Genomic DNA, 21,900 nt, shown 5'->3' on the forward strand with positions numbered 1-21,900 from the left:
ACCGGCCACCGGGCGGGGACCGGGGTGCGTCCTGGCACGGAACGCATTCATCGGGTGACATCGGCATCGCCGGCTGTGAGAGGGACGGAATGAAACCGACCGAGAGCGCCGCACCGGTGGCGCGGCTGCAAGGTTTCGTGGGACCCACGCCCAAAGTGGGCGCCGTCGTCGTGGCCCTCGCCACGGTCCAGCTCGCGACCGGCTTCTACCGCGCCCTGAGCCAGGGGCACGCCCTCTTCCCCGACGGCAGGGCCGGCTGGTCCCTCGCCGTCCTCACCGGCATCGTCGTCGGCCACCTCGTCGCGCTCGGCCGCGACCGCTGGTGGGGCGGCACCGGCTCCGGCGCCGCCCTCACCCTCGCCGTGCTGCTGCTCTACGGCTGGGTGCCCGCAGGACTGGTCAGCCTCGTCGTGGTCGTCCTCGTCGGCGTTGCCCGCCGGCACCGCTGGTGGCAGGGGCTGCTGCACGGGGCGGTCGACATCCTCGGGGTCGGCGCGGCGGCGCTGGTGCTCGCCGCGTTCGGCGAGGTGCAGTCCGTCGAGACGCCGTGGCGGCCACTCGACTGGGGGATCGACGCGGTCCCGGAAGTCCTCCTCGCCGCCGCCACCTATCTGCTCGTCACCCGGGTCCTGCTGTGGTATTCACGGGCCCAGTCGGGCGGCGGCCTGCCCACCGTCGCCCGCACCGCGATGCTGCGCCAGGGCCTCGTCGCGGTCGCCCTGCTCGGCATCGCCCCGCTGATCTGCGTCGTCGCGATGGCCAGACCGATCCTGCTGCCGCTGTTCGCGGTGCCGCTGATCGCGCTCGACTCCACGCTCTGGATCGCCCGCGCCCGCGCCGAGGAACAGCTCAAGGACCCGCTGACCGGGCTGCCCAACCGCCAGTGGCTGCTGGAGCGGACCTGGACCGCGCTGGAGGAGGCCGAGAGCCTCGGCAGCCGGGTCGCCCTGGTCCTCATCGACCTCGACCGCTTCCGGGCCGTCAACGACACCCTCGGCCACCTGGCCGGCGACCGCCTGCTGCTCCAGATCGCCGAGCGGCTGCGGCTCGCCCTGCCGCGCGGCGCGGAGGCGGCCCGGCTCGGCGGCGACGAGTTCGCGGTGCTGCTGCCCACGGCCGACTCCACCACCAGCGCCCAGCGCGTCGCCCGCCACCTGGTCGCCGAGCTCTCCTCCCCGCTCGACCTCGACGGGCTGACCCTGGTCCTGGAGGCCAGCGCCGGCGTCGCCGTCTTCCCGGACCACGCACTGGACGCGGAGGGGCTGCTGCGCCGGGCCGACGTGGCGATGTACCAGGCCAAGCGCGACCGCACCGGCGTCGAGGTGTACGAGTCCAAGCGCGACAGCAACACCCCGGACCGGCTCGGCCTCCTCGGCGACCTGCGCCGCGCGCTGGACGCGGGCGAGGTGGAGCTGCACTACCAGCCCAAGGTCCGCTTCGACGGCCAGGTGGCCGGGCTCGAGGCGCTGGTGCGCTGGGTGCACCCGGAGCGGGGGAGGGTCCCCCCGGACGAGTTCATCGCCATCGCGGAGTCCTCCGGGCTGATGCCGCACCTCACGGAGTACGTCCTGGAGACGGCGCTCGCCCAGGTCGCCCGGTGGCGGGCCCAGGGCCTCTTCGTCCCCGTCGCGGTCAACGTGTCGCCGCGCGACGTCCACACCCCCGGGTTCGCCGGTGGCGTCGCGGCCCGGCTCGCCCGGCACGGCGTCCCGGCGGGCGCGCTCCAGCTGGAGATAACGGAGCACGTGCTGCTCGAGGACCCGCAGCGGGCGGCGGACACGCTCGCCGGGCTGACCGGGCACGGCGTCAAGATGTCCCTCGACGACTTCGGCACCGGGTACTCCTCGCTGGTTCACCTGCGCCGGCTGCCGGTCAGCGAGCTGAAGATCGACCGGTCCTTCGTGGCCCGGCTCGCCATCGACCACGAGGACGCGGAGATCGTCCGCTGCACCATCGACCTGGCCCACTCGCTCGGGCTGCTGGTCGTGGCCGAGGGCGTCGAGGACGACGAGACCTGGGAACGGCTGCGCGACCTGCGGTGCGACGCGGTCCAGGGCTGGCTGGTGGCCGCCGCGATGCCGCCCCAGGAGACGACCGCCTGGCTGCGGGCCCGGGGCGAGCACGGCTGGCGCCGCCCGGCCGAGCTGGCGGCCGCCGCAGCGGCAGCGGCCGCCGCGGCCTCCGGCACGACGACCGCGGCCCCGGTGCCGGAGCTGGAACAGCGCCCCTCCGGCCGCACGGCGGGCCCGCGCCCGGCGACGACGTAGCGGCATCCCGTGAAGACGGCGTGGCGGCGTCCCGTACGACCGTGTCCTCCGGCGTGTGGCCGACCCCATAGGATTGGGGGCCGGCGGCACATTTCCACCTGCCGCGCGACGCCTGGCACGCACGCTCGCCGCGTTGCCGAAACGCCCGAGTGGCTCCGCCACGAGGGCGCTCCGGCGCCTTTCGAGCGCACGCGCCGGACGCCGCGCGGCCCGTCCTTCGGACGGACGGTGGAAATGTGCCGCCGGCCCCCGGCAAACCACACACCAACCCCTGAGGATCGCTGCATGCCTGGCATCACGCGCGAGGAGGTCGCCCACCTCGCCCGGCTGGCGCGTCTGGAGCTGAAGGGCGAAGAGCTCGATCACTTCGCCGGTCAGCTCGACGACATCATCGGCGCGGTCGCCCGCGTCTCCGAGGTCGCCGACCAAGACGTACCGCCGACCTCCCACCCGCTGCCGCTGACGAACGTCATGCGGGCGGACGTCGTCCGTCCGTCTCTCACCCCCGAGCAGGCGCTCTCCGGCGCTCCGGCCCAGGAGCAGCAGCGATTCAAGGTGCCGCAGATCCTGGGGGAGGACTGAAAGCCATGACGGACATCAGCAGCATCATCAAGCTCACCGCGGCCGAGATCGCCGCGAAGATCGCCTCCGGCGAGCTCACCGCCGTCGAGGTCACCGAGGCCCACCTCGCCCGGATCGACGCCGTCGACGAGAAGGTGCACGCCTTCCTGCACGTCGACCGCGAGGGCGCGCTCGCCCAGGCCCGCGCCGTGGACGCCAAGAAGGCGGCCGGCGAGAAGCTCGGCCCGCTGGCCGGCGTCCCGCTCGCGCTCAAGGACATCTTCACCACGAAGGACATGCCGACCACCGTCGGCTCGAAGATCCTCGAGGGCTGGGTCCCGCCGTACGACGCGACCCTCACCCAGAAGCTGAAGGCCGCCGACGTCGTCATCCTCGGCAAGACCAACATGGACGAGTTCGCCATGGGGTCCTCCACCGAGAACAGCGCCTACGGCCCCACCGGCAACCCCTGGGACCTCACCCGCATCCCGGGCGGCTCCGGCGGCGGCTCCTCCGCCGCCCTCGCCGCGTACGAGGCCCCCCTCGCCATCGGCACGGACACCGGCGGCTCCATCCGCCAGCCCGCGGCCGTCACCGGCACGGTCGGCGTCAAGCCCACCTACGGCGGGGTCTCCCGCTACGGCATGGTCGCCTTCTCGTCCTCCCTCGACCAGGGCGGCCCCTGCGCCCGCACGGTCCTGGACGCGGCGCTGCTGCACGAGGCGATCGCCGGGCACGACCCGATGGACTCGACGTCGATCGACGCACCGGTCCCGCCGGTCGTCGAGGCCGCGCGCAAGGGCTCCGTCCAGGGCATGCGCGTCGGTGTCGTCAAGCAGTTCTCCGGCGAGGGCTACCAGGCCGGTGTCGTCCAGCGCTTCAACGAGTCCGTCGAGCTGCTGAAGTCGCTCGGCGCCACGGTCGTCGAGCTGGACTGCCCGACCTTCGACCTCGCGCTGTCGGCGTACTACCTGATCGCGCCGTCCGAGTGCTCCTCGAACCTCGCCCGGTTCGACGCCATGCGCTACGGGCTACGCGTCGGGGACGACGGCACGAAGTCCGCCGAGGACGTCACCGCGCTCACCCGCGAGGCCGGCTTCGGCGACGAGGTCAAGCGCCGCGTCATCCTCGGCACGTACGCGCTCAGCTCCGGCTACTACGACGCGTACTACGGCTCCGCGCAGAAGGTCCGCACGCTGATCACCCGCGAGTTCGAGCAGGCGTTCGAGCAGGTCGACGTGATCGTCTCGCCGACCACGCCCACCACCGCCTTCCCGATCGGCGAGCGCGCCGACGACCCGATGGCGATGTACCTGGCCGACCTGTGCACCATCCCGACCAACCTGGCCGGCAACGCCGCCATGTCGCTGCCCTGCGGCCTGGCGCCGGAGGACGGCCTTCCGGTCGGGCTGCAGATCATCGCCCCCGCCATGAAGGACGACCGGCTGTACAAGGTCGGAGCCGCCGTCGAGGCCGCTTTCGTGGAAAAGTGGGGACACCCGCTGATCGAGGAGGCTCCTTCGCTATGAGCGCCGCCATGACCAAGAAGGCCAAGAACTTCAAGAAGTCGAAGACCGGGCTGTACGTGTCGATGGGCACCACCGCCTTCGGTGTGCTCAGCGTCGCTAAGCAGGCGAAGCTGGCCCGCTCGGACAACGACACGCTGCGCCTCATCGACGCCGCCGTGTCCGCCGCCGCCATCGCCACCGGCCTCGCGATCCTCTATCGCGAACTGAAGCGTCTCGGCGACGACGACGTACTGCTGGGCTGAGAGGGAAAGTTTTCCGTGACTGTCATCGACCTGGAGTCGTACGAGGACGCCCTCGCGACGTACGACCCCGTCATGGGCCTTGAGGTCCATGTGGAGCTCGGCACCAAGACGAAGATGTTCTGCGGCTGCTCGACCGAGCTGAAGCAGGACGCCAACTCGCAGACCTGCCCGGTCTGTCTCGGTCTGCCCGGCGCGCTGCCGGTCGTCAACGAGATCGGCGTGGAGTCCGCGATCAAGATCGGTCTCGCGCTGAACTGCGAGATCGCCGAGTGGTGCCGCTTCGCCCGGAAGAACTACTTCTACCCGGACATGCCGAAGAACTTCCAGACCTCCCAGTACGACGAGCCGATCGCCTACGACGGCTATCTGGACGTCCAGCTGGAGGACGGCGAGATCTTCCGGGTGCAGATCGAACGCGCCCACATGGAGGAGGACACCGGCAAGTCGACGCACGTCGGCGGCGCCACCGGCCGTATCCACGGCGCGTCCCACTCCCTGCTCGACTACAACCGCGCGGGCATCCCGCTCATCGAGATCGTCACCAAGCCGATCGAGGGAGCGGGCGCGCGGGCCCCCGAGGTCGCCAAGGCGTACGTCGCCGAGCTGCGCGAGCTCATCAAGGCGCTCGGCGTCTCCGAGGCCCGCATGGAGATGGGCCAGATGCGCTGCGACGTCAACCTGTCGCTGCGCCCGAACGGCACCGAGAAGTTCGGCACCCGCTCCGAGACGAAGAACGTGAACTCGCTGCGTTCCGTCGAGCGGGCCGCCCGCTTCGAGATCCAGCGCCACGCCGCGGTGCTGAACTCCGGCGGCACGATCGTCCAGGAGACCCGGCACTTCCACGAGGAGGACGGCTCCACCACGGCCGGCCGCATCAAGGACAACGCCGAGGACTACCGCTACTTCCCCGAGCCCGACCTGGTGCCGGTCGCCCCGGCCCGGGAGTGGGTCGAGGAGCTGCGCAAGGGCCTCCCCGAGCTGCCGCGGCTGCGCCGTGCCCGGCTCAAGGAGGAGTGGGGCGTCTCCGAGCACGACATGCAGTCCATCCTCAACGCGGGCGCGGTCGACCTGATCGTGGCCACGACCGAGGCGGGCGCCCCGTCGGACCAGGCCCGCAAGTGGTGGATGGGCGAGCTGGCCCGCAATGCCAACGAGACCGGCCGCGGCCTCGACGAGCTGCCCGTCACCCCGGCGCAGGTCGCCCGGGTCGCCGAGCTCGTCGCCGCGGGCGACCTCAACGACAAGCTGGCCCGCCAGGTCCTGGACGGCGTGCTCGCCGGCGAGGGCGACCCGGACACCGTCGTCGAGAAGCGCGGCCTGAAGGTCGTCTCCGACGAGGGCGCCCTGTCCACCGCCGTGGACGAGGCCATCGCGGGCAACGCCGCGATCGCGGACAAGATCCGCGGCGGCAAGGTCGCGGCGGCCGGTGCGCTGGTCGGCGCGGTCATGAAGGCGACCCGCGGCCAGGCGGACGCGGCCCGGGTGCGCGAGCTGATCCTGGAGAAGCTCGGCGTCGAGGGCTGAGCTTTTCCCGTACGGCCCGAAGGGGCGGTGTTCCCGGTTTCCGGACCGGGGGCACCGCCCCTTCGGCGTGCTCGGACTTTCGGGCGGACCTGTTGGACGTTCACCACCGGTCCGTGCGCAGTCCTTCCCCGCGCCACCCGGCCTGCATAGCTTCCCGGCTGTAACCACCGGAATGGGGAGGCTCTTTTGACCACGGACATGTCACGGCGACGGCTCTTCGCGCTGGGCGGCGGCGCGCTCGGCGCCGCTGCGGCGGGATCGTTCCTGCCGCCGTCGCTCCAGGCCGCCATCGCCGCGCAGCCCGCCCACGCGGGGGCCGGTGGCGGAGGGCTGCGGGACATCAGGCACGTGGTGATCCTGATGCAGGAGAACCGTTCCTTCGACCACTACTTCGGCACCCTGCGCGGCGTACGCGGCTTCGGCGACCGCAATGCCGTCGAACTGCCCACCGGCAGGACGGTGTTCGAGCAGCCCGGCGCGGCCGGCTCCACCGTGCTGCCCTTCCCGGTGCGTGAGGCCGCCGAGGAGCAGCGACAGGACCTCCAGTACATCGGCGCCCTCGACCACTCCTGGAACGGCGGTGCGAAGGCCTGGGGCGGCGGCTGGATGAACGGCTGGATCAGCGCCAAGACCGCGGCCACGATGGCGTACTACGACCGCCGCGACATCCCGCTGCACTACGAGCTGGCCGACACCTTCACCGTCTGCGACGCGTACCACTCCTCGATCCACAGCTCCACCAGCCCCAACCGCAACCATCTGTGGAGCGGGAAGACCGGCTTCGAGCCGAACGGGAAGCGGGCCGTCGGCAACGACGCGTACGGCGAGGGCACGCACCCCGGCTACGACTGGTCCACCTATGCCGAACGGCTGGAGAAGGCCGGGCGCAGCTGGCGTACGTACACCGAGTGGGAGAACTTCACCGACAACCAGATCGAGTTCTACGCCACCTTCAAGGCCGTCGCCCGCAAGGCCCTGGCGAGGACCGGCGGCCACACCTACATGGAGTCCTTCTACGCGGAGGTCCGGGGCGCCTCGGAGGCTGAGCGGGAGCGGCTGCTCGGGCTCCTCGACGAGGGCGTGGCCACACTCACCCGGAAGGAACGCAGCCTGTTCGAGCGGGCGCTGCGCCGGGTGCCGACCGGGACGCTGGCCGACGAGTTCGCCGAGGACGTGGCGGCCGGAACACTCCCCGAGGTCTCCTACCTGGTCCCCTCGGCGATCGACTCCGAACACCCGAGCGTCTCCTCGCCGGTGCACAGCGCCACCGTCGTCTACAAGATCCTCGACGCGCTCGGCAAGCACCCGGACGTGTGGCGGCACACCGCCGTGCTGATCAACTACGACGAGAACGACGGCTTCTTCGACCACGTCCCGCCGCCCGTCGCGCCTCCCGGGGTGAGCGACGAGCAGTGGGAGGGGCGGCCCACCGGCCTCGGCATCCGGGTGCCGATGCTCGTCGTCTCGCCGTGGACCGTGGGCGGCTACGTCTGCTCCGAGGTCTTCGACCACACCTCCGTCATCCGCTTCCTGGAGCGCTGGACGGGCGTGACGGAGCCCAACATCAGCGACTGGCGGCGCCGGGTCACCGGCGACCTCACCTCCGCGTTCGACTTCTCCCGGCAGCGGCGGCAGCCGGCCGTGGAGCGGCCCGGGGCGATCCCGCCGCTCGGCGGCCGCTGGCAGCCGAAGCCGCCCGCCGTCCAGCGGCTGCCCGAGCAGGAGCCAGGCGTACGCCCGGCGCGCCCGCTGCCCTACCAGCCCGACGCCCAGGTCCGGCGGACCGGCGGCGGCCTGCGGGTGGAGCTCGCCAACAGCGGCAAGGCGTCGGCGCACTTCGCGCTGTACCCGTACGCGGGCGAGTTCCCGGCTCCGCAGCACCAGGACGTCCGGGGCGACGGGCACTGGACGGTTGCGCGGACGGGCGAGGCGTACCGCTTCACGGTCACCGGGCCGAACGGCTTCCGGCGCGAGTTCGAGGGACCGGCCGACGGCGGGGCGGAGGTCACCACTCGCATCGACGGCCGCGACCGCGACTTGCACCTCACCCTGCGGAACGACGGCCGCCGGACCCTGACCTTCCTGGTGCGGCCGCTCGGATACGTGGACGAGGCGGACCTGAGGGGCTGGACCCGCCGTGTCACCGTCAAGCCGGGCCGCAGCCGTACGGTCGTGCACTCGGCGGCCGACGCCCACGGCTGGTACGACCTGGCGGTGACGGCCGAGGGCGAGAGCGGCTTCCGGCGACGCCTGATGGGGCACATCGAGGACGGCCGGGCGAGCGTCTCCGGCTGACCGGGCCTCGGGTCGCAGGGCCTGATCCATCCCGGTGCACCTCCGGGCCGGGCCCTGTGACCATGGCCACGAAACGGACAAAGGATCACCTTCTGCTGTCAGAGTGGCGTTCTCAGGTCATGAGACGTTTGCGGGCAGATCACTCCATCTGCGGGTAAAGGTCCACGAACCCACAGGGAGCGCGTCCCCTTGGCAGCCATCGCCCGCTGGTGCGTCACACACCGCCTCATCGCCGTTCTCGTCTGGCTGCTCGCCCTCGGCGGCACGGCCGCCGCCGCGGGGTTCGCGGGATCGGCCTACTCCAACGACTACGAGGCGCCCGGCACCGAGTCCGGCCGGGCCGCCGAGCTGCTGAAGAGCGGCTTCACCGACCTCGGCGGCGACACCGACACCATCGTCTGGCACACCGCGGACTCCACGGTGCGGGCCACCGACGTCGAGCAGAAGCTGACCCGCACCCTGCACGCCGTCGAACGGCTGCCCGGCGTCGGGGCGGTGCAGAGTCCGTACACCGAGACCGGCGCCGCGCAGATCAGCACCGACGGGCACACCGCGTACGCCACCGTCACCTTCGACCAGCGCGCCGACGACGTCCCCGTGGCGCAGGCGCAGGCGGTCGTGGACACCGCGAAGGCCGCCGAGAGCCCGCACCTGCGCGTCGAACTGGGCGGCCAGGCCGTCGCGCTCACCGAGGCGCACGCCGCGCATCTCAGCGAGGTCATCGGGGTCGCCGTCGCGGCCGTCGTGCTCTTCCTCGCCTTCGGCTCGCTCGCCGCGAGCATGCTGCCCATCGCCACCGCGCTCGTCTCGGTCGGCACGGCGTACGCGGGCATCGTGCTCCTCGGACACCTGATGACCGTCGCCGACTTCGCGCCCATGCTCGGCATGCTGATAGGGCTCGGTGTCGGCATCGACTACGCCCTGTTCATCGTCACCCGGCACCGCAGAGGACTGCGACGCGGCATGACCGTGCCCGAGGCCGCGCAGTACGCGGTCGCCACGACCGGGCGGGCCGTCGTCTTCGCCGGGGCCACCGTCTGCATCGCGCTGCTCGGCATGCTGATCCTGCGCCTGAGCTTCCTCAACGGCGTGGCCATCGCGGCCTCGCTCACCGTCGTCCTGACCGTCGCCGCCTCGGTGACCCTGCTCCCCGCCCTGCTGTCGCTCATCGGGCTGCGGGCGCTGAGCCGGCGCGAACGGGCCCGGCTGGCCGAGCACGGGCCGCAGCCCGAACTCCCCACCGGCTTCGCCGCCCGCTGGTCCGCCTTCGTGGAGCGGCACCCCAAGCTCCTGGGCGCCGTGGCCGCCGTCGTGATGCTCGTCCTCGCGCTGCCCACCTTCTCGCTCCACCTCGGCAGCTCCGACCAGGGCAACAACGCCGAGTCCGCCACCACCCGGCAGGCGTACGACCTCCTCGCCGACGGATTCGGCCCCGGCGTCAACGGGCCGCTCACCGTCGCCGCGCACCTGGACGGCGCCGACGACCGGCTCGCGATGGACGCCCTGCCCGCCACCCTGCGCGCGGTCGACGGGGTGGCCTGGGCCCACCCGGTGACGTACAACGCCGGAGGCGACACCGCGTACGTCACCGTCGTCCCCGACTCCTCCCCGCAGTCCCGCGCGACCAGCGACCTCGTGGAGCGGCTGCGTACGGACGTGCTGCCGAAGGCGGCCGACAACACCTCGCTGGAGACGCACGTGGGCGGGGTGACGGCCAGCTACGACGACTTCGCGCAGATCATCATCGGCAAGCTGCCGCTGTTCGTCGGGGTCGTCATAGGGCTGGGCTGTCTGCTCCTGCTGCTGGCCTTCCGGTCCATCGGTATCCCGCTGAAGGCGGCGGCGATGAACGTCGCGGCGGTCGCCTCGTCGTTCGGTGTCGTCGTCGCGATCTTCCAGTGGGGCTGGGGCAGCGAACTGCTGGGCCTCGGCGGCGCCGGCCCCATCGAACCCTTCCTCCCGGTGATCATGGTCTCCGTGCTCTTCGGCCTCTCCATGGACTACCAGGTCTTCCTGGTCGGCCGGATGTACGAGGAGTGGCTGGAGACCCGCGACAACCGGAGAGCGGTCCGCGTCGGCCTCGCCGAGACCGGCCGGGTGATCAACTCGGCCGCCGTGATCATGATCTCGGTGTTCCTCGCCTTCGTCCTCAGCGGCGACCGCGTCATCTCGATGTTCGGCATCGCCCTGGCGGCGGCCGTGGCCCTGGACGCCTTCGTGCTGCGCACCCTGCTCGTCCCGGCCCTGATGCACCTGCTGGGCGGCGCCAACTGGTGGCTGCCCGGCTGGCTGGAGCGCCGGCTGCCCCGCCTGAGCATCGAACCGCCGGACCGCCCGGTGACACGCGTGCCGGCGCCGGGGGTGCGGACGTGCGAGGAGGAGCCGGCCCAGCGCGTCCACTGACCGCGCGCCGGGGTGCCGGCGGGCGTTAAGGGGCCTCTCATCTGCGGCACCTAGCGTGCGCTCCATGAACCCCACGACGCCCGAAGCCGTCGCCGACGGCGAGAAGACGACCGACACGACCGACCGCGTCACCGCGGAGAATCCGGAACAGCACGACCAGGACGAGACGGGCCCGGGGGCCGTGACCGATGCGGAAGCCGTCGAGGAGGCCGACGACGACACCGACGACGACACCGACGAGGAGACCTCCGGGCGGCTCGCCGCCGCGTCCGCGGCGGTCGTCTCCGCCGGGCTCGGCGTCGTCGCGCTCACCGGCGCCTGGAGCGGCCGGGTCGCCGCCGAGCGCGAGACCCTGGTCGGCCAGATCAAGACCTCTTCCGGCGGCTCGGCCGCCCAGCAGATCAACGAGATATACGGCGACGCCTGGCACGCCACCGCCCTGGTCAACGGCCTCTTCGGGCTGCTCGCCCTGCTCGTCGGCACCTACGTCCTCGTCCGGCCCGCGTTCGGCGCCCCGGCCCGGCAGCCGCAGGCCGGCTGGGTCCGCGCGGTGGCCCGCGGCGGCATCGCCCTGGGCGCGCTCGGCGTACTCATCTCCGTGGCCATGTACTTCGACCTCATCGTGGCCCTGCCCACCACGGCCGGATAGGACGGTTCCGGAGCGCCGGAACCACGTACTAAGGCATGTCCGGGGGGTTTCACCGGTCCCGGGTGGTGGTAGGGCCCCGGACCTAAGGCGCCCGTAGGCCACAGATGCGGAAGACGCCCGATGTGGCGGACCCCCCTGGGGGACGAGAGTGGTGGCACGGCAGAGGAACTGCCGCCACCGAGGCCCACAAGGGCCCTCACCCCAGGGGGACATCCCATGTTCGAGTACGAACTCCACAAGGTCATGCACGCCGAACTCCTGCGCCGCGCCGGCGCCGAGCGGCTCGCCGGTGAGGTGCACCGCAGCCGCCGCGCCGCCCGCCGGACCGCCCGCAAGGAGGGCGGGAGGACGGTGAGTACCAGCGGGATACGGGACCGGTTCACGCACGCCGCGTAGGGCCTGTCGTGGACCGGAGCCGGCCGGCCGGCCCCCGGCTCATTCCGTCCGCACTGTCGGACCCGTGTGCGATGCTCGCCCACGTGGAGACCAGGTCAGTCAGCCCCGTGTTCGTCGGCCGCACCGGCGAACTCAACTCGCTCACCGGCGCGCTCACCCGCGCCACCACGGAACCCTCCGGTGCGGCCGGAGGGTTCTGCGGTGAACCGCAGGCCCTGCTCATCGGCGGCGAGGCGGGGGTCGGCAAGACCCGCCTGGTCGAGGAGTTCCTCGCCGTCGCCGCCCGCCGCGAGGCCGTCGTCGCCGTCGGCGGCTGCGTCGAGATCGGCGCCGACGGACTGCCGTACGCCCCCTTCTCCACGGCCCTGCGCGCCCTGCGCCGCACCCTGCCCGAGGAGATGGCCGCCGCCTGCGCCGGCCAGGAGGGCGAACTGGCCAGGCTCCTGCCCGAGCTGGGCGAGCCCGGCCGGGACAGCTCCGACGAGCTCGGCACCGCCCGCCTCTTCGAACTGACCGTCCGGCTCCTGGAGCGCCTCTCCGCCGACCGGGCCGTCGTCCTCGTCCTGGAGGACCTGCACTGGGCGGACTCCTCCACCCGCCACCTCCTGGCCTACCTCTTCCGCACCCTGCGCAGCGGCCGCCTCGTCGTCGTCGGCACCTACCGCGCCGACGACATCCACCGCCGCCACCCGCTGCGCCCCCTCCTCGCCGAGATCGACCGGCTGCGCACCGTCCGCCGCATCGAACTCTCCCGGTTCACCCGGTCCGAGGTCCGCCGCCAGCTCGCCGGCATCCTCGCAGGCACCCCCGAACCCGCCCTGGTGGACGAGATATTCGAGCGTTCCGACGGCAACGCCTTCTTCGTCGAGGAGCTCGCCTGCACCCTGGAGTGCGGCAGCGGAGCCGGTGACGGCCTGCCCGACTCGCTGCGCGACCTCCTCCTCGTCCGCGTCGAGACCCTCTCCGCCGACGCCCAGAAGGTCGCCCGGATCGTCGCCGAGGGCGGCTCCGCCGTCGAGTACAAGCTGCTCGCCGCCGTCGCCGGGCTCGCCGAGGACGACCTCATCGAGGCCCTGCGCACCGCCGTCGGCGCCAATCTGCTGCTCACCACCCCCGAGGGCGACGGCTACCGTTTTCGCCACTCCCTGGTCCGCGAGGCCGTCAGCGACGACCTGCTGCCCGGCGAGCGCTCCCGCCTCAACCGCCGTTACGCGGAAGCCCTGGAGGCCGACCCGGGGCTCGTCTGCGACGGCGAGCGCGCCACCCGCCTCGCCAGCTACTGGTACGGGGCGCACGACCCGGCCAAGGCGCTGCCCGCCGTCCTCAAGGCATCCGTGAAGGCCCGCCACCGCAACGCCTACGCCGAGCAACTGCGCCTGCTGGAACGCGCCCTGGAGCTGTGGGACGACGCCCCCGAGGACGTACGGAGCACACTGCGCCCCATCGACTACGCCGAGGTGTACCCCAGCTGCGGCCGCGACGCCTCCACACCCCTGACCTATCTCGACCTGATGGCCGAGGCCACCGTCGCCGCCCGGCTCGGCGGCGAGCGGGAACGGGCCTTCGCCATCTGCAAGAAGGCCCTGCGCATCCTGGAGGGCGAGGAGGACGCCCTGCGCGCCGCCTGGTTCTGGGTCCAGCGCTCCCGCCTGGTCCAGGACCTCACGCGCGGTGACGGCTGGGAGGAGCTGGCCACGGCCGAGCGGCTGGTCCGGGGCCTGCCCCCGTCCGCGGTGCACGCGGACGTCCTGATGATGGTGGCCGGCTGGGGCGCCCTGCACCGCCCCGGCGCCGACACCCTGGCCGCCGCCGAACGGGCCGTGGAGTACGCGAAGCTGGTCGGCGACGAATACATCGAGCTGCACGCCCGGCTCACCCGCGGCTGGCTCAACGCGGACGCGGGCGCCGTCGACGAGGGCATCGCCGAGATGTACGCCGTCCGTGACCGGGCCGACGAACTGGGCCTCATCGACATCATGGGCCGGGCGAGCATCAACCTCCCCTCCACGCTGGAGGCGATGGGCCGCTCCCTGGAGGCGGTGGCCGCCGCCGACCACGGCATCCGCATCTGCCACGAGCACGGCGTCGCGGACATGGAGGCGTGGGTCCGCACCAACCAGGCCATGTCCCTGTTCTCGCTGGGCCGCTGGGACGAGTCCCTGGCCACCACCGAGGCCGCCGCCCGCAAGTCGCTGTCCCGCAAGTCCCAGGGGCTGGTCGCCGCCCGCCGCACCGAGATCGCCCTGGCCCGCGGCGACCTCGCCGAGGCCGAACGGCAACTGGCGCTGACCCGCCGCTGCTTCGGCTCCAGCGACCCCCAGCCGCAGCACTTCATCAACCCCGTACGGCACGCCATCCAGATCGCCGCGCAGCAGGGCCGCCTGCCCGAGGCGCGCGCCGCGTTCGAGGCCCAGGCAGCCGAGGGCTTCCCGACCGGCACCCAGCGCTACGCCTTCCCGATGCTGCACGCCGTCGCGGCGGCCGAGGCCGACGCCCGGGGCCTGCCCGCCACCGAACCGGGCCGGCCGGCCGTCCTCGCCCTGGTCCGCAGCCACCTCAAGCGGCTGCCGGCCCTCGTCCCGGTCTGGTCCGGCTACGTCCTGCTCGTCGAAGCGGAGCTGGCCAGGGCCGAGGGCGTCGACACCCCCGGCCACTGGGAGCGCGCCGCCCAGGCGTTCGACCCGCTGCACCGCCCGTACGATCTGGCGCAGATCCGCCACCGCTGGGCCGAGGCCCTGCTCGTCGCCTCCACGGACCGGGCCGCCGCCACCGGCCTGCTCCGCGAGGCGCACACCACCGCCGTACGGCTCGGGGCCCGCCCGCTCACCGAGACCATCGAGCTGCTGGCCGGCCGCGCCCGCATCGCCCTGGCCGGTCCGGGCGCGGCCGAGGGGATACCCGCCGCGGTCGTGGTCCCCGACGGGACCGGCGTCCCCGGGCCCGCCCGGGACCCCTCCGAGGAGCAGCTGCGGGCCGCGGCCGCCGCCGTGGAGTCCTTCGGGCTGACTCCGCGCGAGCAGGACGTGCACCGGCTGGTCGCCGCCGGACTCACCAACCGCCGCATTGCCGAGGAGCTCTACATCTCGCCGAAGACCGCGAGCGTCCACGTCTCCAACATCCTGGCCAAGCTGGGCGTCGCGGGCCGCGGCGAGGCCGCCGCGCTGGCCCACCGGCTGCGGCTGTACCCGGTGCCGGAGCGCGGCTGAGGCGGCGAGCCCGGGCGCTACTTCACCCGCACCAGCAGGATCCTGTCGTCGCCCGACTTCGGCGTGCCCCGTCCGTCCGTCTCGCTCGTGACGAGCCAGAGCTTGTCGCCGCCCGCCGCCAGCACGGTCCGCAGCCGCCCGTACTGGCCCTCCAGGAACGCCTGCGGGTCCGCCAGGGGCTCCTTCGCCGCCCCGTCCTCCCGGGACAGCGGGATGCGCCACAGCCGTTCGCCGCGCAGGCCGGCCATCCAGACGGAGCCCTTGACGTAGGCGATGCCGCTCGGTGACGCCTCGGAGGTCTTCCACTGGGCGACCGGGTCCCGGAAGCCCTCCTTGTGCGCGGTGCCCTCCACGTCCGGCCAGCCGTAGTTGCCGCCCGGCTCGATCAGGTTCAGCTCGTCCCAGGTGTCCTGGCCGAACTCGGAGGCCCACAGCCGCTTCTCCGCGTCCCAGGCGAGCCCCTGCACATTGCGGTGCCCGTACGAATACACCACGGAGTCGGCCTCCGGGTTGCCGTGCAACGGCTCGCCGTCGGGCGTCATGCGCAGGATCTTGCCCGCGAGCGACTCCTTGTCCTGGGCGCGGCCGTCGTCGCCCGTCTCGCCCGTGCCCGCGTACAGCATGTGGTCCGGGCCGAAGGCGATCCGGCCGCCGTTGTGGATCTGCCCCTTGGGGATGCCCCGCAGGATCGTGTCGGGGGCGCCCAGCAACTGGCCGGGCGAGCCGTTCTCGTCGTAGATCATGCGGGCGATGCGGTTGTCCGACGCGGTGGTGAAGTACGCGTACACCAGGTGGTCCGAGCCGAAGTCGGGGGAGACGGCGAGGCCAAGCAGCCCGCCCTCGCCGGCCGGGGCGACGCCGGGGACCGTGCCGAGGAGCTTCTTCTTGCCGGTCTTCGCGTCGACCAGGGTGATCGTCCCCTTGTCCCGGGAGCCCACGAGGAGGTCGCCGCCGGGCAGCGCCGCCAGGCCCCAGGGGGACTTCAGCCCGTCGGTGAGCGTCGACACCACCTTCGCCGAGCCCTTGGCGGGCGGCTGGTCGGCCGGGGGGCGCGATACGGACGGCGACGGGGAGGCGGACTTCCGGGGCGACGCGGAGGGGGAGTGCGCCGGAGAACTCGCGCCCTGGCCCGCCGAACTCTCCATGCCCTCCGGCGAGCCGCACCCCGCGGCGAACAGCAGCGCGCCGGCCGCCAGCACGGCCACCGTGCCCCGCCGCGCCCCCGGGCCGCCCCGGCCGTGCCCCGTTTGACGCCCCTCGGGGCCCTGCACTGATCCGAACACCGCACCCTGTCCCTTCAACTGCCGCCTGTCCCCTGTTCTTACACCGAGCGGGCGCAGACCGGGGTGCTTTCCGGACCGGCTAGTCCCAGGACTCGCGCGCCGCCGGCAGCCGGTCGATCTCGGCCAGGTCCCGCTCCGTCAGAGCCAGACCGGCCGCTCCCGCGTTCTCCACGGCCCAGTCCTCCCGCTTGGTGCCCGGCACCGGCACCACCTGCGGGCCCTGGTGCAGCACCCACGCCAGGGCCACCTGCGCGGGCGTCGCACCGTGCCGTTCGGCGACCCGGCGCAGCCCCACCACCAGCGGCTGGTTCGCCGCCATCATCTCGGCCGTGAACCGCGGATGCCTGGCCCGCAGGTCCTCCGGCTCGAACCCCTGGCCCGGCGTCAGCGTGCCCGTCAGGAAGCCGTTGCCCAGCGGCATCGCGGCCAGGAAGCCGATGCCCCGGTCCACGCACCACGGCAGCAGCGACTCCAGCGCCTGCGGCGACCACACCGACAGCTCCGCCTGCACCGCGCTGACCGGAAAGACCTGCTGCACCCGCTCCAGCTGCCGGATCGTTCCGTCATGCATCCGCGCACCCGGCCGCCGCGACGCCCGCGCCCCGACGGCGCACAGCCCCAGCGCCCGCACCTTGCCCGCGCCCACCAGCTCCGCCATCGCGCCCCACGTCTCCTCGACGGGCACCTCGGGGTCGGCGCGGTGCAATTGGTACAGGTCGATCACATCGGTCTGCAGCCGCCGCAGCGAGGCGTCGCAGGCCCGCCGCACATAACCGGGCCTGCCGTTGGCCACGATGTGCTGATCGCCCACGAGCAGCCCGCACTTGGTGGACACGAACGCCTGCGCCCGGCGCCCCTTCAACGCCCGTCCCACCAGCAGCTCGTTGGTGAAGGGCCCGTACATGTCGGCGGTGTCGAGCAGATCGACGCCCGCGTCCAGCGCCGCGTGCACCGCCCGCAGCGCGCGGTCCCCCCGCTGCTGGGAGGCGCTGTACGCCCAGCTCATCGGCATGCAGCCGAGACCGACCGCCCCCACGGCGAGCGCCGCCGCCCCGAGACTCCTGCGCTCCAACTCCCCGAACCCTTCCTAGGCCGTGTCCGTGCAGTCCCGTCTGGCCTGCGACGCCTGGCACGCACTCTCGCCGCACCGGCCGAAATCCCAAGTACATCCAGTACGAGGGATCTCGGCCGGCACGCCGAGGAGTGGGGTCTCCCCTGTTCGAGCGAAGCCGAGAACTTGGGGATGCACCATGCGCCGCAGGCCACGCCCTTCGGGCGTACGACGGGACTGCACGGACACGGCCTCGCACCGCCCAACAACCTAACCTCTGCACCCCCAAGGGCTTCGCATAGCCTCCTGACCATGACTTCCACCACGCATTCCGCCTCCGCCCCCGAGGTCTGGCTGCCGCTCCCCGCCGAGGAGATCGACGGGCTCCCCGAGGGGCTGACGTACCACTTCTGGGACGGCGCCGAGGACTTCCCGGCCGACCCCGCCGACTGCGCCTACTACGTCGTCCCCTACATGAAGGGGCTGGAGATCGCGGTCCGGCCGCTCCCGCAGATGCGCCGGGTCCAGGTCGTGCAGACACTGTCGGCGGGCACCGACCACGTCGAGCCCGGCCTCGCCGGACTGCCCGCCGGGGTACGGGTGTGCAACGCCAGGGGTGTCCACGAGGCGTCCACCGCCGAGCTGGCCCTCGCGCTGATCCTGGCCTCGCTGCGCGGGTTCCCCGGCTTCGTGCACGGCCAGGACAAGGAGGAGTGGCGGTCCGGCTTCTACCCGGCGCTCGCCGACAAGTCCGTGCTCATCGTGGGCTACGGATCGATCGGCTCGGCCATCGAGGACCGGCTCGCGCCGTTCGAGTGCGCGCGGGTCGCACGCGTCGCGCGCTCCGCACGGACAACCGCACGCGGCCCCGTACACACGCTCGACGACCTGCCCGCCCTGCTGCCCGAGGCCGATGTGGTCATCCTGTCCACCCCGTTGAACCCCTCCACACAGGGGCTGGCGGGCGCGGACTTCCTCGCGGCGATGCGGGACGGGGCACTCCTGGTCAACGTCGCGCGCGGCCCGGTCGTCGACACCGGGGCCCTGCTGTCCGAACTCGAGTCCGGCCGGCTGCGCGCCGCCCTCGACGTCACCGACCCCGAGCCGCTGCCTTCCGGCCATCCCCTCTGGCATGCTCCGAACGTCCTCATCACCCCGCACGTGGGCGGCAGCACCTCCGCGTTCCTGCCGCGCGCCGAGCGATTGATCGCCGGACAGCTCACCCGCTTCGCCGCGGGGCAGCCGCTGGAGAACGTCGTACGCACCACCGGCTGACCACGCACCGGGCACGTCCGGCTCCCCTCCGTGGCCACAACACCGCAGGTCGTCACGGAGAGTAGAGGTACTATGTCCCTGAGTGACGAGTCTGGTGTATCGTCCCGAAAGGGGTGCTGCGCCGTGGCAGGGACGGCGCCGGGGAGCCAGCCACACGCGAGGGGGCGACGGGCGATGGACGGCCGATGGGCGAACGACCGGGCACGGCAGGGCCGACCGCGCTCGACGGAAGGCCCGGTGAGCCGGCGCCGCGGCCGGCCGGGGACCACGGGAGGGCCGCGGTGAGCGCCCCGGCGAGCACCCGCGGAGCGCTCGTCGCCGGGGAGTCCGGGGCGGGCCGCACCTCCGCGCTGCTCCCGCAGGTCACCCTCGGCCTCGTCTGCGGGGGATACGCGGTGGGCGCGGGCACCGGGTGGGGCTCGGCCCGGGTGGCCCTGTTCATGGGGGACTTCGGCCTCAGCGCCGCCGCCCTCGCCGCCGCCGTCTCCTGCTTCCTCTTCGCCCGTGCCGCCGACATCCGGTTCCGGCCGGCCTGGCTGCTGTTCGCGCTCTCCTCGCTGATGGCCTCGAGCGGCAACGCCGTATGGGGGTGGTACGAGTGCGTGCGCGGCGTCCAGGTCCCGAGCCCCTCCCTCGCCGACCTCTTCTTCCTCTGCTTCGCGCCGCCCGCCATCGTCGGGCTCCTCGTCCTCGCCAAGAGACCCGTCACACGCGCCGGCTGGGTCTGCCTGGCCCTCGACGCCTGGCTGATCGGCGGCTCACTCCTCACCCTGTCCTGGAGCCTCGCCCTCGCCCACACCGCGCACGTGGCGGACGCCGAGGGCGACAGCGTGGCCCGGGCGGCCCTCTCGCTGGCCTACCCGCTGCTGGACATCGTGCTCGTCTCGATGGTCCTCGCCCTGCACTTCCGGCGCTCCAGCGTCAACCGCGCCGCGGTGAACACCGCCATCGCCGCGCTCGCCCTCACCGTCCTGTGCGACGCCCTGTTCACCTCGCCGCTGCTGCGCCAGACCTACCACTCCGGGCAGTTGCTCGACGCCGGCTGGTTCGCCGGCTCGCTGCTCCTGGCGTACGCCCCCTGGGGCGCCGCCCGCGACGCGGACCAGGCTGTCGCGGACGCGGACGCGGACGCGGACGCGGACCGGGAGGCCCCGCGCACCACCAGCCGCCCCATCGCCGGCTCACTGGCCGCGCTGACCCCGTATCTCGCCGCGGCCGTCTGCACCCTGGGCATCCTGTACAACGTCATCGAGGGACGCCGGGTGGACCGCGTCGTCGTGTTCACCGGGTGCACGGTGGTGCTCGCGCTCGTCGTCCGGCAGGGCATCATGCTCGTCGACAACATCGCCCTCACCCAGGAACTGGCCCAGAAGGAGAACCACTTCCGGTCCCTGGTGCAGGGCTCGAGCGACGTCATCATGATCGCCGCACCCAGCGGCGTCCTGCGCTACGTCAGCCCCGCCGCCGCCGGTGTCTACGGGCGCGACGCGGACGAGCTGGTCGGCGCGGAGCTGTCCTCGATCATCCACCCCGACGACCTCGGCCGGGTCGTCCACGAGGTGCGCCGCTTCCTGGCCGCCCCGCCCGGCGAGGAGCCCGCCACCCGCATCGAGTGCCGTTTCCGCTCCGGCTCCGGCGACTGGCTCAACGTCGAGTCCACCGTCAACCGCCACCAGGGCGGCCTGATCCTCAACAGCCGGGACGTCACCGAACGGGTTCGCCTCCAGGCCCAGTTGCAGCACAACGCCGAGCACGACCCGCTCACCGACCTGCCCAACCGGGCCCTGTTCACCTCCCGGGTCCGCCAGGCCCTCGGCGGCCGCCGGGCCGGGGACGCGGGCACCGCCGTCCTCTTCATCGACCTGGACGGCTTCAAGGCGGCCAACGACCGGCTCGGCCACCAGGCGGGCGACGAGCTGCTCGTCCAGGCCGCCCGCCGCCTCCAGGAGTCCGTCCGGGCCGGGGACACCGCCGCCCGCCTCGGGGGCGACGAGTTCGCCGCCCTCATCGTCGGCGACGCCGGCCGCGAGCAGGACGCCCGCGAGTGCCAGGTCCACGAGATCGCCGACCGGCTGCGCCTCACGCTCTCCGAGCCGTACCGCATCGGCCCCGGCGAGGTGCGCGTTACCGCCTCCATCGGCGTCGCCTTCGCCGAGCCCGGCATCAGCCCCAACGACCTCATGCGCAACGCGGACCTCGCGATGTACCGCGCCAAGGCCGGCGGCAAGAACCGCGTCGAGCTGTACGCCCCGCAGATGCAGGCCGACGTGGTGCGCCGCTCCGAGCTGGCGACCCGGCTGCGCGGCGCCCTGCGCGACGGCGAGTTCGCGCTGCTCCACCAGCCCGTCGTCCACCTGGCCACCGGCACGGTCGCGGCCGTCGCCGCCCAGGCCCGCTGGCGCTCCGCCCAGGGCATCCTCTTCACGCCCGCCGAGTTCCTCCGGATCGCCGAGGACGGCGACCGCACCGCCGAGCTAGGCCGCTGGCTCCTGGAGGAGGCCGTCGAGCAGGCCGCCGACCGGGCCGGGTCCGGCCACCCCGTCCCGGTGGCCGTCCGCCTCCCGGCCCGCAGGCTGCTCGACCGGGGCTTCCCGGCCGGCTCCGTCGAGGCGCTGCTCACGCGGTACGGGCTGCCGTCCGGGGCGCTCATGATCGAGGTCGCGGACAGCGACCCCCGGGTCTCCTTCGAGGAACTGGAACAGCGCCTGGCCGCCCTGCGCCGCCTGGGCGTCCGTATCGCCCTCGACGGCTTCGGCAGCGGCTACGCGGCGATCAACGCCCTGCGCCGGCTCCCCATCGACGTGCTCAAGCTGGACCGCGGCCTGGTGGAGGGCGTCGTCGAGTCGGCCCGGCTGCACAAGATCACCAGCGGGCTGCTGCGGATCGCCTGCGACCTCGGCATGCAGTCCGTGGCCGACGGCGTCGACGTCCCGGAACAGGTACTCGCCCTGCGCGCCATGGGGTGCACGCACGGCCAGGGCGCGGCGTTCTCCGGACCTCTCGACGAATACCGCCTGCGCCGCGCCCTGGCCCGCGGTACGTTTCCGGTGCCCGGCGGGGTGCCCGCGCAGCCCGTCCTGGCGGGCGGCTCGATCCCGTCCCTGGCGGGTTCACATGGTGAGACGCCCGTCCCACCCACTTGACACTCCGAGTGCGTCGGAGAGAGGGTCAATGCCATGCGCACCCGAATTCTCGTACTTGGAAAGCGCGTCGGCTGAA

General features: G+C 73.0%; 14 protein-coding genes. 12 read left to right on the plus strand and 2 right to left on the minus strand.

Features of this window, described 5'->3' with window-relative positions:
* Positions 1–59 precede the first annotated feature (59 nt).
* The 10 genes from OG242_RS23490 to OG242_RS23535 all read left to right on the plus strand — a co-directional run bounded on the left by OG242_RS23490 (position 60) and on the right by OG242_RS23535 (position 15,072).
* Positions 60–2,267 (plus strand): putative bifunctional diguanylate cyclase/phosphodiesterase, encoded by a 2,208-nt coding sequence (locus OG242_RS23490; RefSeq protein ID WP_405901706.1) that lies wholly within the window; start codon positions 60–62, stop codon positions 2,265–2,267.
* Between the two features lie 285 nt (positions 2,268–2,552).
* Positions 2,553–2,849: an Asp-tRNA(Asn)/Glu-tRNA(Gln) amidotransferase subunit GatC gene (gatC, locus tag OG242_RS23495; RefSeq protein ID WP_018102521.1), complete on the plus strand. Its 297-nt coding sequence runs from the start codon at positions 2,553–2,555 to the stop codon at positions 2,847–2,849.
* A 5-nt stretch (positions 2,850–2,854) separates the two neighbouring features.
* Complete coding sequence (gatA, locus tag OG242_RS23500) at positions 2,855–4,357, plus strand: Asp-tRNA(Asn)/Glu-tRNA(Gln) amidotransferase subunit GatA (RefSeq protein ID WP_405900039.1); 1,503 nt, start codon at positions 2,855–2,857, stop codon at positions 4,355–4,357.
* Positions 4,358–4,365: 8 nt separating this feature from the next.
* Positions 4,366–4,599, plus strand: a complete 234-nt coding sequence (locus OG242_RS23505) for a hypothetical protein (RefSeq protein WP_405901707.1) — start codon at positions 4,366–4,368, stop codon at positions 4,597–4,599.
* Between the two features lie 15 nt (positions 4,600–4,614).
* Positions 4,615–6,123, plus strand: a complete 1,509-nt coding sequence (gene gatB, locus OG242_RS23510; protein ID WP_405900040.1) for an Asp-tRNA(Asn)/Glu-tRNA(Gln) amidotransferase subunit GatB — start codon at positions 4,615–4,617, stop codon at positions 6,121–6,123.
* A gap of 186 nt (positions 6,124–6,309) precedes the next feature.
* Positions 6,310–8,418, plus strand: coding sequence for a phosphocholine-specific phospholipase C (locus OG242_RS23515; RefSeq protein WP_405900041.1), 2,109 nt, complete (start codon positions 6,310–6,312; stop codon positions 8,416–8,418).
* A 189-nt stretch (positions 8,419–8,607) separates the two neighbouring features.
* The gene (locus OG242_RS23520; RefSeq protein WP_405900042.1) at positions 8,608–10,821 is read left to right on the plus strand and encodes an MMPL family transporter; all 2,214 of its coding nucleotides are present in this window, start codon (positions 8,608–8,610) and stop codon (positions 10,819–10,821) included.
* A 64-nt stretch (positions 10,822–10,885) separates the two neighbouring features.
* On the plus strand, positions 10,886–11,470 hold the full coding sequence (locus OG242_RS23525; RefSeq protein WP_405900043.1) for a hypothetical protein: 585 nt from the start codon (positions 10,886–10,888) through the stop codon (positions 11,468–11,470).
* Between the two features lie 216 nt (positions 11,471–11,686).
* The gene (locus tag OG242_RS23530; protein ID WP_405900044.1) at positions 11,687–11,866 is read left to right on the plus strand and encodes a hypothetical protein; all 180 of its coding nucleotides are present in this window, start codon (positions 11,687–11,689) and stop codon (positions 11,864–11,866) included.
* 71 nt (positions 11,867–11,937) lie between these two features.
* Positions 11,938–15,072 (plus strand): AAA family ATPase, encoded by a 3,135-nt coding sequence (locus OG242_RS23535; protein ID WP_405900045.1) that lies wholly within the window; start codon positions 11,938–11,940, stop codon positions 15,070–15,072.
* A 17-nt stretch (positions 15,073–15,089) separates the two neighbouring features.
* Here the strand turns inward: OG242_RS23535 and OG242_RS23540 are convergent, their stop codons facing one another.
* Together OG242_RS23540 and OG242_RS23545 are read right to left on the minus strand one after the other, a co-directional pair.
* Positions 15,090–16,277 carry a PQQ-dependent sugar dehydrogenase gene (locus OG242_RS23540; RefSeq protein WP_405901708.1) on the minus strand — a complete coding sequence of 396 codons (1,188 nt, stop codon included), beginning with the start codon at positions 16,275–16,277 and terminating at the stop codon, positions 15,090–15,092.
* Positions 16,278–16,434: 157 nt separating this feature from the next.
* Entirely contained in the window at positions 16,435–17,391 is a 957-nt protein-coding gene (locus tag OG242_RS23545; RefSeq protein ID WP_405901709.1) for an aldo/keto reductase, read from the minus strand.
* Positions 17,392–17,718: 327 nt separating this feature from the next.
* On the opposite strand from OG242_RS23545, the gene OG242_RS23550 reads away from it, so the two are divergent.
* The gene (locus OG242_RS23550) at positions 17,719–18,681 is read left to right on the plus strand and encodes a 2-hydroxyacid dehydrogenase (protein ID WP_405900046.1); all 963 of its coding nucleotides are present in this window, start codon (positions 17,719–17,721) and stop codon (positions 18,679–18,681) included.
* Positions 18,682–18,962: 281 nt separating this feature from the next.
* The gene (locus OG242_RS23555; protein ID WP_405900047.1) at positions 18,963–21,824 is read left to right on the plus strand and encodes a putative bifunctional diguanylate cyclase/phosphodiesterase; all 2,862 of its coding nucleotides are present in this window, start codon (positions 18,963–18,965) and stop codon (positions 21,822–21,824) included.
* The last annotated feature ends 76 nt before the right edge of the window (positions 21,825–21,900 follow it).

It is taken from the genome of Streptomyces sp. NBC_00727 (assembly GCF_045161745.1).
In the GTDB taxonomy this organism is placed as follows: Bacteria; Actinomycetota; Actinomycetes; order Streptomycetales; family Streptomycetaceae; genus Streptomyces.

Coding starts and splice junctions, on each gene's coding strand:
- gatC (WP_018102521.1), top strand. CDS start 2,553: ATGCCTGGCATCACGCGCGAGGAGGTCGCCCACCTCGCCCGGCTGGCG.
- gatA (WP_405900039.1), top strand. CDS start 2,855: ATGACGGACATCAGCAGCATCATCAAGCTCACCGCGGCCGAGATCGCC.
- OG242_RS23505 (WP_405901707.1), top strand. CDS start 4,366: ATGACCAAGAAGGCCAAGAACTTCAAGAAGTCGAAGACCGGGCTGTAC.
- OG242_RS23525 (WP_405900043.1), top strand. CDS start 10,886: ATGAACCCCACGACGCCCGAAGCCGTCGCCGACGGCGAGAAGACGACC.
- OG242_RS23530 (WP_405900044.1), top strand. CDS start 11,687: ATGTTCGAGTACGAACTCCACAAGGTCATGCACGCCGAACTCCTGCGC.
- OG242_RS23535 (WP_405900045.1), top strand. CDS start 11,938: ATGCTCGCCCACGTGGAGACCAGGTCAGTCAGCCCCGTGTTCGTCGGC.
- OG242_RS23550 (WP_405900046.1), top strand. CDS start 17,719: ATGACTTCCACCACGCATTCCGCCTCCGCCCCCGAGGTCTGGCTGCCG.